This is a genomic window from Pedobacter sp. B4419 (assembly GCF_059693725.1).
In genome coordinates this window covers 804,978-817,341 of record NZ_JCASSL010000001.1, presented here as the reverse complement: position 1 = coordinate 817,341, position 12,364 = coordinate 804,978, and the positions used below count along the sequence as shown (strand labels likewise).

General features: G+C 43.8%; 8 protein-coding genes. All 8 read right to left on the bottom strand.

Features of this window, described 5'->3' with window-relative positions:
- Window positions 1–3: 3 nt before the first annotated feature.
- From AC570H_RS03280 to AC570H_RS03245, 8 genes are read right to left on the bottom strand one after another with little or no spacing between them, the layout of a single operon-like run.
- Window positions 4–1,245, bottom strand: a complete 1,242-nt coding sequence (locus AC570H_RS03280) for an MFS transporter (RefSeq protein WP_497351672.1) — start codon at window positions 1,243–1,245, stop codon at window positions 4–6.
- A gap of 18 nt (window positions 1,246–1,263) precedes the next feature.
- The gene (locus tag AC570H_RS03275) at window positions 1,264–2,364 is read right to left on the bottom strand and encodes a galactose oxidase (protein ID WP_497351670.1); all 1,101 of its coding nucleotides are present in this window, start codon (window positions 2,362–2,364) and stop codon (window positions 1,264–1,266) included.
- Complete coding sequence (locus AC570H_RS03270; RefSeq protein ID WP_497351668.1) at window positions 2,364–3,863, bottom strand: LamG domain-containing protein; 1,500 nt, start codon at window positions 3,861–3,863, stop codon at window positions 2,364–2,366. Before AC570H_RS03270 ends, AC570H_RS03275 begins: the two co-directional genes overlap by 1 nt.
- Window positions 3,864–3,874: 11 nt before the next feature.
- Window positions 3,875–4,795: a dihydrodipicolinate synthase family protein gene (locus tag AC570H_RS03265; RefSeq protein ID WP_497351666.1), complete on the bottom strand. Its 921-nt coding sequence runs from the start codon at window positions 4,793–4,795 to the stop codon at window positions 3,875–3,877.
- 14 nt (window positions 4,796–4,809) lie between these two features.
- Window positions 4,810–6,444 (bottom strand): BNR-repeat neuraminidase N-terminal domain-containing protein, encoded by a 1,635-nt coding sequence (locus tag AC570H_RS03260; protein WP_497351665.1) that lies wholly within the window; start codon window positions 6,442–6,444, stop codon window positions 4,810–4,812.
- A gap of 1 nt (window position 6,445) precedes the next feature.
- Window positions 6,446–7,615 (bottom strand): sialidase family protein, encoded by a 1,170-nt coding sequence (locus AC570H_RS03255; protein WP_497351663.1) that lies wholly within the window; start codon window positions 7,613–7,615, stop codon window positions 6,446–6,448.
- 13 nt (window positions 7,616–7,628) lie between these two features.
- Window positions 7,629–9,071 (bottom strand): RagB/SusD family nutrient uptake outer membrane protein, encoded by a 1,443-nt coding sequence (locus tag AC570H_RS03250; RefSeq protein WP_497351661.1) that lies wholly within the window; start codon window positions 9,069–9,071, stop codon window positions 7,629–7,631.
- A 24-nt stretch (window positions 9,072–9,095) separates the two neighbouring features.
- On the bottom strand, window positions 9,096–12,332 hold the full coding sequence (locus AC570H_RS03245) for a SusC/RagA family TonB-linked outer membrane protein (RefSeq protein WP_497351659.1): 3,237 nt from the start codon (window positions 12,330–12,332) through the stop codon (window positions 9,096–9,098).
- Between the last annotated feature and the right edge of the window lie 32 nt (window positions 12,333–12,364).

Genomic DNA, 12,364 nt, shown 5'->3' with positions numbered 1-12,364 from the left:
TATTTAACTGTTGTTTTTTATTCTTACTGCAAATAGGCTCCAAGTGGCAATTAACATAATCGCTGCTGCAACCTGATAAATAATGGCTAAATCTATTTGGGCATCTTTAAGTGCGCCACCTACATAAACCATCAATCCGCCCACAATAGTACTCAAAAAATTGAGCAGGCCATAACCTGTGGCAATATAACGTCCATCAGCAACCTGACGCAAGATCGGCATCAAGTTGGCATCATTAAAGCCCCTCGCCAAGCCAAATACCAACATGGCCATAATGGCGATGCTGAATATACTGGTAGACGCCATGAGGAACAAGAACGGAGCACCTAGACTAAAGCCTATGATAAGCATGTACAAACGGCCTTTTTTATTTTTGCGTGTCCATCTATCAGCCAAAATACCGCCCACAATTACCCCGATAAAAGAACCGATCTGGATATAACCCGTAGCCGATATTCCCGCTTCGCCCAAATTTAATTTAAAATGGTCTTTTAAGAAAGTAGGCAACCAACCATATACCAACCAATTAACCATGCCCAATATGGCGAAGTAAAATAGCAAAATGTAAAAAGAAAATTCTCCGAAAAGCATTTTTAAGGCACCCAAAGGCGTAACTTTTTCATCACTTGGAGCTAAGGTTTCTCCTTCTGTATTTTCAGTTGGTTTTTCTTTATGATCTTTAAGCACATAGAGCAATACGAAAGAGTAAAGAATGCCAAATGCGCCAAAAACATGAAAACCGAAGCGCCAACCCCATAAGGTAGCAATATAGCCACCCAAACCGCCCAGCGCCAAGCCAGCATACAAACCGCTCATGTGCAAGCCTGTGGCGAGCGAGCGTGTACGGCCTTTATGGTAATCGGTAATGAGGGCCAGGGCAGCTGGAATATAGCAGGCCTCGCTCACGCCCATCAGCAAGCGGGTGAGCAACATTTCTTGAAAAGAAGTAGCATAACCTGTCCACAGCGTTACCACCGACCAGATCATTACACTAAAAACGATTACTTTTTTTCTGCTGTACTTATCGGCAATGAAACCACCAAAGGGGCTTAAAATACCGTAAGACCATAAAAAAACCGCCGTAAGCAGACCAAATTGCGCATCTGTTAAAGAGAAATCGGCCACAATCGGGTCGCGCATAGAGGTAATCAGTATGCGGTCGAGGTAATTGAGAAAAGCAACGATCCATAACAGGGCTACAATGAGCCAGGAGTAACGGGAAGCAACGGGTAATGATTTATTCATCTATTTGTTTTTTATGGATCAATGCTTTTGTGGTTTGGCCATTAACACATTTGGTGTTCGGGTTGCTGGCCTTACTTCGCCACCTGGCAATACCACATTGCCGTTCCAAATGGTTAAGGTAGTTGTTACTGGTGCCCAAATGCTGCGATTTGGATGAGCAATGGCATCTTCCTTTTTATCGGTATATACTTCGCCTGCATTTATCCATGCATCTGTTTTGGTGCTATAACTTAAAATCTGCTTAGAAAATCCGGGATGTTTTTCTTTTAAGGTAGCTGCATTTGGCGCTTCCACTCCATCATCTCCACCAAAAATCAACAACCGGTGTTCGCTCCCAAATGCCGGTGTTGGCGCCGCGGCTACCGAATGAGGCAAGTCCTTAATTTTCTTCCAACCTCTCGCAGGTGAATATTTGTAGGCATCAGTAAGGTATTTTCTTTGGCCATCTATCAGTTCTACCCCACTAAAAAGGTAAACCGAGCCATCTAAAGCACCCGCCACACTTAACATGCGGCTAGGGCCTGGCCAAGCTTCCAATATTTTCCATTCTTTGCGTTCGGAGCTTAAATCCAAGGCCCAGAAATTACTGGAAGCTGTTTTCGAATCCGGGGCAACGATCCCGCCCATCACATAAATAACATCCCCCAACAATACACCACAGGTATTGGCTATGGGTTGAGGCAAGGGTGGCAATTGCTCGGTTTGGATGTTTCCATTTTGATAGCTTAACATCAACACATCGCTCAAATGCCCTTTTTCATTGCTTCCTCCCAAAATGATCATTGATTTTTTCCAGTTAATCGATACGCCATAGCCCAATCTTTGGGGCAATTTGCCTGCTTCTTTCCATTGTCCGTTTGGTTTTTCGAGTACAAAGATCCGATCAGACCAGGCCTTTGTAGCGCCCGTCCATGGTGCACCGCCATCTGGAAAATTGGCGCCACCAGCCACAATCAGCGCATCGTTGGCTACGCCGGCAAAGGAACCAGCAAAACCAATCTGGTCTGGGATGGGCGACAGTGTTTCCCATTTGAGGGTCACAGCATGTTCTTGCGCCAAGCTTTTATTCAAGGTTGTTAGCATAAAAAGTAGAAATAGGAAGATGGCTATTCTGTTCATTATAAGTTTTTAAGTGCGGTTACTTCTGCTTGGGTCAGGGCTTTTTTGTAGATGATCAAATCGTCTATCAAACCATTAAATTGGTTGCTATAACCTGCCGTGCCCTCTTGCATGCCCACTTTAAATCCGTTATTGTTCGATGTAACTTTAATGCCGGTGGCCGTAGCCTGCTTAATTTTAACGCCATCAATATACATAACGGTAGTTGTGCCCTGGCGCGTGGTTACAATATGATGCCACACCCCATCATTGGTAGTTGCTACAGAACCATCAGCTGCCGTTGTTAAATTGATGGTGGAGCCGCCGGTTGCATCTTCGGTAGAAAAAGAAGTCAAATTGGTAGCTGTGCCTAATATACGCACCCAGGTCTGGTTATCGCCACTGCCTTTTGAACCGCTTTCCTGCCAAATCATCCCCCTCACCTGAGTAGAAGTCTTCATCCAAAAAGAAACCGAGTAATCGCCAGTCCCAAAATTCATGGCCTCGTTATCTGGTACTACAAAGCCTCCAGAACCATTGAATACACCGGTACGGCCATCAGCGGCATTGCGATCTGCTCCAAACGTAACCGTACCTACTGCTGTTGAGGCTAATTTTGAAGGTCCTGCATCATTAATGCTTCCATTTAGCGGATAGAATGCAGTTAGCGAAGTGCCCGGAACCACCAGAATATAGGCATTTTTTTCGATGGTAGATGATTTTGCAGTGTTGGAAGCCACTAATTTTACTTTATATCGGCCTGCTGTAGGATAGCTTACCGTAGGATTTTGACTGGTCGAACTGCTTACTGAAGCTCCTTCAAAAGTCCAGCTCCAAGCCGTTGCAGTACCAATTGATTTATCGGTAAAACTGATCGAACCACCTGTATACGTTGCCGTTTGGTCGCTCTCGAAGTTTGCCTCCACCGAAGTAATATCCAGCACAGAAATCAGATTAGTTTTCGTCACCGTATGTGAGCCTTTCGGATTGGTAGCCACCAAAGTTACCGTGTATACACCTGGAACCGAAAATTTGATTACTGGATTTTGCACCGTAGAAGTAAGTACCGTTGTGCCAGATTTAAACTCCCAGGCCCATTGCGTAGGCATTCCCAAACTTTTATCGGTAAAGGTCACACTTTCCTCTTGTTTAATTGCAGTAGCGCTGGCTTCGAAATCGGCTGCCACATCTCTATAGCTTACGGTAATAAAGCCCGTTTTCTTTTCAATTGCCGAAGTTTTATTGTTTTTGATCTCTAAGCTAACCGCATAGGTACCAGGCACATTATAAGTTACGCTAGGACCAGACAAATTTGATTTTGCAGGAGTACCGCCCTCAAACTCCCAGCTCCAGGTAGAAGGCTGTCCCTCAGATTCATCAGTAAAAACTATGCTTTCTCCTGCCAAAACCTCTTTGGTAGAAGCCGTAAAATTAGGCTTCAGCGTATCAGACAAATCGTCTTTTTTACAGCTCAGCACAAATAGCAACAAAGCCATTAGGGGTAAAAGTTTAAATTTCATATGCTAAAATTTTATACAATGACTGCATTATTTACTACGTTAAAAAAATCGATCGCATCTAGCGAAGCCTTAAACTGGGCTTCATCTGCCTCACTTAAGGGTACAAGTGGCAATCGGCATTTGCCCAGTTCCAATCCTTCCATTTTCATAATGGCCCTCTGCGCAGGAATAGGCGGATATTTTACCAAACAACGTACCATATTCACCGAATTCATTTGCATCGCTGCCGCTGCTTCGGCCTTGCCCTCTTGGTACAATTGCATTACTTTGAGGTACAATGGCGCCGCGAAAGTATAGGTACTTCCAATGGCACCTTTTGCGCCTACGGCCAATGCCGGCAACAACATTTCATCGTAACCAAACAAGATATCGAACTTGCCGTTTTTGTAGTTGAGACAAGCCTGGTACTCGTGCAGGGTTGAAGCCGTATATTTGATGCCCGCCAAAGTTGGGATGGCTTGTTCTGCTTGTTCCAGAAAATCGATCATATCCATCGCTACACCGGTTAACGTAGGAATATTGTAATAATAGAAAGGGGTATTTGGCGCTGCCGAAGCAATTTCTGCCATGCTTTCTACCAGGTTTTTCACCCCATTGGGCTTGAAATAGAATGCAGCTACCGAAGAGATGGCATCAGCACCAATCTTTTCTGCATGCGCAGCCAGTTTTCTGCACTCGGCAATAGAACTGTGCCCCACGTGAACCAATACCAAAATGCGTTTATTGGCTGCCTTTACATAGGCTTCGGCAATATCCATTCGCTCTTGGATGGTTAAATTCGGTCCTTCTCCATTGGTGCCACAAATGAATACGCCCGACAAACCGTCGTGGATCATTTTATCTACTATCGCGGGAATGAGCTCTAAATTGATGCTCCCGTCTTCTTTATATGCCGCAAATGTTGCCGCAATTAAGCCTGTTATTTTGTTCATGTTTGATATCCTTATTAGCGCAGATCTTTGATTTTTACGGCTTGAAAGACCAGATCTGCCTGACTGCTTTCGTATAATACGCCAATGGTTTCGTTGTCGATGGTGGTAAGACAAGAGTAGCCCCTGCCCTTCCATTCGTCCATCATGATTTTCTTTTGCCAAGTTTTGCCATCATCGTTGCTCGTTTTGAGCGTAATGTAATCCCTAGCTATTTTAGAATCCGGGTTACAAAAAACCAGAATCGATTTTTTTGCTCCGTTTTCGGTATAATCATGTCTGATGATACTGGCCATACAAGTTGGTTCCTGCAGGGCCTTGTGGGAAGTTGGATGGATGTTCCAACTTTGGCCCAAGTTATTGGTTACCGCAATTGCCCGCCCATTATTACTGCTGGTATCTGTTCGGTTCGAATTGGCACGCATGTTTAGCATTACCGTTCCATCAGAAAGTTCTACAGCCATGTTTTCGGTAGTCGATTCTGTGGTAGCTGCCACGCTGGTATGCCAAGTTGCGCCATGGTCTTTGCTGTAGGTGATGTTTGAAAAAGCCTTACCAGTGGCATCTCTTCCCTGAGTAGGAAATACCAAAGTGCCGTCTTTTAAGGTAATGCCTTTGCCTGGTGCAGGAGCCCATAGCCACCATTCTTCCTTTTTACACATTTTGGTGAGGTTTACAGGTTGGCTCCAGGTTTTGCCGTTATCGGTGCTTTTGGTGATCATAAATTGTGAAGTCTGTTTCACATCGAAACCAGGTTGCGAGCCTTTGTCGCGCCATTGGTGGTTCCAATCAGTACTTTGTTCGTTCAATCCTTCCAGCCATTTGCCGTCTTTGTTGATCACCCCATACATCCATAAACCTGCTACGAAAATGGTTCCGGTTTGCTGATCTACCAATACACAGGCATCAGACACGCCATTGAATTTTTGTGGCAAACCACCCCAAGCGCCCATATCCAACACCACCTGCATCGGTAGCCAGGTTTTGCCTTTATCTAAACTTCTTGATAAACCAATATCAATATCGCCTTGCAAATCGCCCCCCTTGGTTCGTCTAGCGTCGTAAGTAGCCAATAAAGTACCATCCTTGGCTGTTGCCAAACCCGGAATGCGATGGGTGTGTACATTTTCCTGGTTATGCTGACGAACCGCTACACCCACGTATTGGTTAACTGCTTTTTTTGGTGCATCAACTTTGCTCTTCTTGCCATCAATTACAGCTGCGCCTACAGTCAAATTTAAGGTGTGTTGCAAATCAGCATTGGGCTTCAGCTTTAGGGTAAGCCAAAAATAGTTTTGCCCTGGTTTGAGCTTCAGGTTGCCATTGAGCTGGGTTTCCTTAGCTTTTGCTGCTTCACTTGCAAAAAGAACCGCTTTCTGCAGTTTGGCATCGGTAATTTGTGCTGAATCCTGACCAAGCGCGTACAACTGCACATTTTCAATATCGTTGGCATTGGCTGGAATGTTTACGGTTAATCCGCTTAAAGCCTGTTCTGCAGTTGCCACAATGGTTAATTTGAGCACAGGATTAATCTCCTTGCCAATCAACAATGGCAATTGGTATTTCTGTTGGGTAATTTGCTGTGCCTTTGCCCCAAAAAAGAAGAGGCTCAAGCACAACAAACCAAAATAGCTAATCTTATTCATCATCATTTTATTTAACATCGGCTGCGTTTATATTTTTAAAGGCAATTCCATCGGTATATTTAGTTGCACCAGCTTCGTAGAGAATACCTATTTCATTGGGTTCGATCATTACCAGATCAGAATAACCAGAATTGCTGATGTAAACAGAATAGGTTTTGGGCCAGCTTTCGCCGTTATCGGTGCTCATTTTCAGGGTCATATTGGTTCGGGTAATACTCGATGGATTAGAAAAGAATAAAGTATGCTGTCCGTTAATGACCGACGAGATCAAGCTTCCCTGGCAAACCGGATCTACCAACGATACGGCGTTAACAGGTGTGCTCCAAGTCAGGCCGCCATCAGCACTTACACTTTTCAACCGCACATTGTTGTTATTGGAAACACGCATGTTGAGCATCAGTTTCCCATCTGACAGTTCGGCAATGGTACTTTCGTTAGGATTAACCGAAATCGGTGGCGTAACTCCGCCCAGCTTCCAGGTGGCACCATTGTCATCAGAATAAATCACATGCGAATAGCCTTTTTTGCCTGGTGCTTTTTCGATGTTATCGCAAGGCACAACTAAGCGTCCTTTGTAGGTGCCCTGACTAATTTGGATGCCATGGCAAGGACCAGTAGCGTACCAACCCCAGGTTGCCAGTTTTACATCAGTGGTAATTTCTTTGGGTGCATCCCAAGTTACACCATCATCAACCGAGGCAGTTTTATAAACTCTTCTGGTGTCTTTGCTGGTTCCCGCATTAATGGTCGAAATATCATCGGTTCCTAAATTCCAAGTCATGAGCAAGTGGATTTTTCCAGTGGTTTGGTCTACTACCGGAGCAGGGTTGCCACAGGTATTTTCGCCATCGCTCCAAATAATGCTCATGGCACTCCAGGTTTTGCCCTTGTCTGTCGATCGTTTGACTACCATATCAATATCACCCTCATCGCCACAGCTGTTTTTTCTGGCTTCGGCAAAGGCCAACAAAGTGCCCTGCTTGGTTTTGATAATGGCAGGAATGCGGAAACAAGAGTAGCCTCCTTCATTGGCTTTATAAATATGCGTATAGCTGGCGTTTCCTGCAACAGGTGCCGGTACGGTTTTAGGTTCTGCTATCGGCGGACTTTCTTTGCCACAGCCACTTAATAGGCCTAAAGCCAGAATGGATAAGCTCAAAAAAGATCCAAATTTCATTGCTGTTTTATTGTTAGTTGGCATAACCTTCAGTCTGTTTTAAGTTAGGATTGATAAATATTTGTGTATTTGGGATCGGCGAGAACAATGGAATAGTCTTACCCAAAAGATTTGGCACCTCATTGTAAATGTTAATGGTACCGCCAAAGTGAAATCTTACCAGATCTGGCCAGCGTTTCAACTCGAGCCAAAATTCTCGGGCACGTTCATTTAAAAGTTCTCTTTCGAAGGTTGGTTTGTCTAAAGGACCGGTGTAAACTCCAATTCCTGCCCTCACGCGAACCTTGTCGAGCTCTGTTTTAGCTTCCGGAACGCGATTTAGAGCCGCTAAGGCTTCTGCCTTGAACAAAATCATCTCCGCAGCGCGATACAATACGATTTCATTTTCAAAATAGCGGTCGTCTGGATAAGCCGTACCCCTAAATTTATTATCGAAAACCCCAGTGATGTTATTTGCCGCATCTACAGAAGCAATAAACGAATTGGCTTTGCGCACATCGTTATTGGCAAAGATGCTTTGGATTTTAGCACTTGGCGCATATACGCTACGTGCCCCATTTTTTGAAAAAGGCAGCAAAGCTACATTGGTTGCCGAGGCTACAAAAATATCCCTAGGCTTTAATCGGCTTCCGTATTGGTCAGATTTTTCATCTCTCAAAAAATAAAGCGAATAGATAATTTCAGCATTCTTTCTGTTATCGGTTGCGTGGATTTTGCTAAAATCAGGCAATAAGGAAACACCCGAACCCAAAGCCAAATCTGCAGCGGCGATGGCACCTTCCAAATCTTGGGTCGTACCATTCAGTACTTTGTTTTTCCATAGCAAGGCATCTGCTTTTAAAGCATAAGTTGCCGGTTTAGAAATCTTGTTTTTGTTGACAAAGCCACCTTCTGGAAATTTCTTGATGGCTTCTTCGATATCAGACAGGATCAAGGCCATTACCTCATTGGCCGGCGCACGTGCAGGCAATTCTCTATCTGCACTTTCTGTAGGTTGCAGTACAATAGGCACATCGCCCCAAATCCTGATCAACGAAAAATAAGTATGCGCCCTGATAAAATAGGCCTGCGCAATGGCCCTGTTAATGTTAGCAGCTGTACCCGTAGTTATGGTTGGCGCATATTTAATCACCAGGTTGCAGTGGTGGATGAGGTTATAAAAATTGATCCAGTTAGGTGCATTGGTACTGGTTAGGTTTTGGGCCCAAGCCGTACTTGTTGCACCTTCAAGGCCTAATACAAACACATCACTTCTGTCTTCGAAATACAGGGTTGTATTTAAAAGATTCCTAAAATCGGCATTCATGCCCGTTAAATAACCCGTCACATCGCCTTCCGATTTCCAATAAGATTCGTTGGTAATACTTGATACGGGAGGCGCATCTAATATTTTTTTACAACCTGAAAAAATAATCAAGCTACAAATAAGCGTATAGGTATAGAATTGCTTTCTCATTATATTTTTAATTTATATCATTGATTAAAAGGTAACAGTTGCGCCAAAATTGAACTGACGTGGACGCGGGTAGGAACCTTGGTCGTTTCCAGTGTATATTTCAGGCATTAAACCATCGTATTTAGTAATGTAACCCAAGTTGTAGACGCCTGCATTTAAATTGATGCCTGCAATACGTGCTTTTCTGAGGAAGGCAGCTCTTAAATTATAGCTGAATGATACTTCCCTGAAAGCCAAGAAATCTCCTTTAGAATGGTAAGCCGAATTTGCGGTTACATAACCCGATGAGGAAGCCAATCCATTGCCATTGCGCAAATGGTTCCTGTAGTTGTAGTCGGCATCACTTTGTACAGTGTATTTCGGGATGGTGGCAATATCTCCCTGGTTTCTCCAAATCTGATCGCCCATTACATCGCTCAAAGTCATGTTGTTGTTTCTGGCACTGGCCAAAGACCTGCCCCTGAATGAATTGTCAATCACATGGCCTACTGCAAAATCGGCCACTACGCGCATCGAGAGGTTTTTCCAGCTAAAAGTATTCACGATACCTCCGGTTTTGTCTGGCCTGATGTAGCCCATGAAAACCATATCTCTGCTATCGATAATGCCATTGCCATCTACATCTTCCCAAATGGCATCGCCACCTTTTTTAACCCTGTTATTGGCTTCTACGTCTTTTGGCGCATTGGCGGCCGCCGCATCTGTTGCATAAACTCCAATCTGGTGATAAGCCCAACGGCCACCATATCTTTCGCCCTCTGCAGTACCGCCTACTTTTACGTAATCGTTCAGGTTTTTGTCGAATACGATGTTTCCACCTATCCTATTTTTGATTTCGCCGTTATCTGGCAGATCAATTACGATAGATTTATTAAATGACAAGGTAAAATTGATATCCCATGAAAAGTTTTTGGTTTTAACGGCGCGGGTAGCTAGCTCAAAATCGAAACCTGCCGACTGGATGGTGCCATAGTTACTGGTAATCGAGCTGAAACCAGAAGTGGCATCTAGGGGCTTGCTAAAAATCCTGTCGGAAGTTCTTTTTCTGTAATAATCTACTAAAAGCGTTACCCTATCATTGAACAAACCGATATCCGTACCTACATCAAAAGAAGTAGTCGTTTCCCAAATCAGGTCTTTGTTAGCCAATTTTGTATTTAAGATACCCACTTCGCCCAGGTAATTGTTGCCTATGCTGTATTGGCCTTGGGTGTCGAAAATTGATAATTCATTCTGCCCAGCCTGGCCCCAGCTCGAGCGGAGCTTGAAAGTAGAGACGTATTTTTTAATCGGTTCGAAGAATTTTTCGTTGTGCACGTTCCATCCGGCAGAAACACCCGGAAACAAAGCCCATTTATTGTCTTCAGAGAATTTAGAAGAACCATCTTCCCTTAAACTGGCTGAGAATAAATATTTACGGTCGTAATCATAATTTACGCGACCAAAGAAACTCATTACAATATCAGAACTGATATCTGAACTGCTTCTTTGGGTCAGCAAGGACGTGGCATTTACCGTTCTGATGTTATCGGTTGGTGCACCATAACCCGATGCAGTTACTCCATAATTATAATTGTTGATGTAACTGGTACCCAACACCGAGTTGGTGTGGTGCTTGCCGAAGTCTTTCACATAATTTAATACCCCATCAACCTGTGCCTGCCTGATAAACGTATGCTCGGCGGCCGCATTTCTGTTGATATTCACCTCGTTATAGGCCTCGAAAGAATTGGTTAGGCCTTCGGTGGTGAACCAATAAACTGCAGGTTTAAAGGTTAAGCCCGGAATAATTTTCCAAGTGGCGCCCAAATTAAAGGTAGAGCGGTAAACCTTATTGTCGTTATATTGATCTCTGTAATAAATCTCGTGGTTCCTGTTTCGGAACGAAGTTACCCCCTCTCCCGGAGCCGGCAAACCATTTTCGTAGGTTAAACGGTAGGTAAAAGGCATGGTTACCGATCTGGAAAGCACATTTTGGATGTTGCCGATGCCATTGCTTTGGCGCAACAGGTAATTGATATTGGTATTCAATTCCCACTCATCGCTCAGCTTATAGGTAGCATTGAGCAAGAAATTATAGTTTTTGTAATCGGTGCCTGCTACAATACCGGTTTGTTTGAGGTGACCCAAACTCACATAATAGGTAGATTTTTCTGTACCACCGCTTACGTTAAAATCGTATTCGTTTCTTATGCCATCCTGAAAAGTTTCATTCTGGTAATCGGTTTCCTTAAAAATCAGTTTTTTGTTGGTTACTGGATCGGTCATGGTGGTCCAGCCTTGGTTATCGATTAAATCCCTCACATAGTCATTGCCATAATTAAGGATATAGGTATCTAAAAACTCTAAGGTGTTTTTGCTGTTCCTCGGATTGCCTGTAGACATCCCATAGGTACCACCAGTTAGGAAAAGATTAGGATTGCTGGTATTGAATTTCTGCGTATTTAAACGGCTTACGTAAATATAATCGGCTGCGCTAGTAAAATCATAATCTTTGCCTTGGCGCTCCAAGCCAGAAGTGTACCTGAAATTAATGCTCGGCTTAGCGTTGAGCTTGCCCGATTTGGTTTTGATAATGATTACCCCGTTTGCCGCCCTGGCTCCATAAATAGCGGTGGAGGCTGCATCTTTTAATACCTGCATCGATTCAATATCGTCTGAATTGATATCGCTGATGTTTCTCATGCTGCCTACAATCCCATCGACAATAAAAAGCGGAGAATCTCCTTCTGGCGAAGTAGAAGCACCACCCCTGATAAATATTTGTGGATTAGCGCCCGGCTGTCCGCTAGATACCTGCAATGAAAGTCCGGCTACTTTACCCTGCAGCTGGTTTAATGGATTGGCCGCAGGTGCATTTTCAAATTCCTTGGCACCAACGCGGGTAATGGAATTGGTAACGGTTGATCGCGACTGCTCGCCATAACCTACTACCACCACTTCGGTAAGGCTATTTACATCTTCGTCTAAAACTACTTCTAAATTGGTTTGGCCGTTTACCTCTACTTCTTTGTTTTTGGTGCCAACATAAGAAAAAATCAAGGTTCCTTTGCCTTCAGGTACATTAATGGCGAATTTACCATTTACGTCGGTTATGCTGACTACGTTGGTTCCCTTCAGCTTAACGCCAACACCCGGAACAGTTTCTTTGTCTTTACCAGATTTTACGACACCAGAAACTAAGACAGTATTTTGTGCCAGGGATTGGAGCACAAAAAGACAAAATATGGCCATTAGCCAAATGGATTTTTTCTTGTTCATAACAGTTTTTATATTTTGGTATTTAGTCTTTA

What these genes read in the sequence shown, in the direction of transcription:
- AC570H_RS03255 (WP_497351663.1), bottom strand. Translation starts at nt 7,615, where the DNA reads ATGAAATTTGGATCTTTTTTGAGCTTATCCATTCTGGCTTTAGGCCTA.
- AC570H_RS03280 (WP_497351672.1), bottom strand. Translation starts at nt 1,245, where the DNA reads ATGAATAAATCATTACCCGTTGCTTCCCGTTACTCCTGGCTCATTGTA.
- AC570H_RS03275 (WP_497351670.1), bottom strand. Translation starts at nt 2,364, where the DNA reads ATGAACAGAATAGCCATCTTCCTATTTCTACTTTTTATGCTAACAACC.
- AC570H_RS03245 (WP_497351659.1), bottom strand. Translation starts at nt 12,332, where the DNA reads ATGAACAAGAAAAAATCCATTTGGCTAATGGCCATATTTTGTCTTTTT.
- AC570H_RS03260 (WP_497351665.1), bottom strand. Translation starts at nt 6,444, where the DNA reads ATGATGATGAATAAGATTAGCTATTTTGGTTTGTTGTGCTTGAGCCTC.
- AC570H_RS03270 (WP_497351668.1), bottom strand. Translation starts at nt 3,863, where the DNA reads ATGAAATTTAAACTTTTACCCCTAATGGCTTTGTTGCTATTTGTGCTG.
- AC570H_RS03265 (WP_497351666.1), bottom strand. Translation starts at nt 4,795, where the DNA reads ATGAACAAAATAACAGGCTTAATTGCGGCAACATTTGCGGCATATAAA.
- AC570H_RS03250 (WP_497351661.1), bottom strand. Translation starts at nt 9,071, where the DNA reads ATGAGAAAGCAATTCTATACCTATACGCTTATTTGTAGCTTGATTATT.